This window comes from Haloferax sp. Atlit-10N (genome assembly GCF_003586325.1).
Lineage (GTDB): Archaea > Halobacteriota > Halobacteria > Halobacteriales > Haloferacaceae > Haloferax > Haloferax prahovense.
Genome location: NZ_PSYX01000097.1, coordinates 1 through 565 on the forward strand (window position 1 = coordinate 1; position 565 = coordinate 565).

The window sequence follows — 565 nt, forward strand, 5'->3', positions numbered from 1 at the left end:
CGACTACGCACGCGCGATCCTCGAGGCGACTCGCCGAAAACAGATGTCTGCTAAGGAACTCAGCGAAGAGTGTGACATGTCAGTCTCGACAGTTTCCAGACGGGTCAATACGTTGCTAGAGTACGACTTGCTCATCGAGCGAACACACGTTGATCCCGACGGTCATCATTACAGCGAATACGAAGCCCAACTCGACCGCGTCGAGGTCCAGCTCCTCGAATCAGGATTCGACGTCCGTATCGAACTTCGAGAAGACGCGCCCGACAGATTTGCTCGGTTGTGGAACACAATGAGGAACGAATAACCATGCACCCCGGACTCATCGTCGCAAAGCTCGTCACAATGGTTCTGGGATTCGTGATCGCCTATCAGGCCTATCGAGGGTACCGACGTAGCAACAGTCAATCGATGCTGTACCTCGCGGTCGGGTTCGCCATTATCAGCTTCGGCGCGATCGTCGAAGGAATCTTGTTCGACGTGGTTGGCCTGACCTTACATAATGCGGGAACGGTGGCAACAACCATCGTCGCGATTGGTATGCTCACGATCCTCTACGCTCTATACG

Annotated in this window: 2 protein-coding genes; both read left to right on the forward strand. The window is 54.3% G+C overall.

All coding sequences use genetic code 11. The annotated features are described in order from the left end of the window. Window positions 1-304: winged helix-turn-helix domain-containing protein (locus tag C5B91_RS21345; RefSeq protein WP_147374910.1), on the forward strand; the 304-nt coding region annotated here is incomplete at its 5' end. A gap of 2 nt (window positions 305-306) precedes the next feature. Continuing rightward, the coding region (locus C5B91_RS21350; RefSeq protein WP_119713036.1) for a hypothetical protein at window positions 307-565 on the forward strand (259 nt) is incomplete at its 3' end.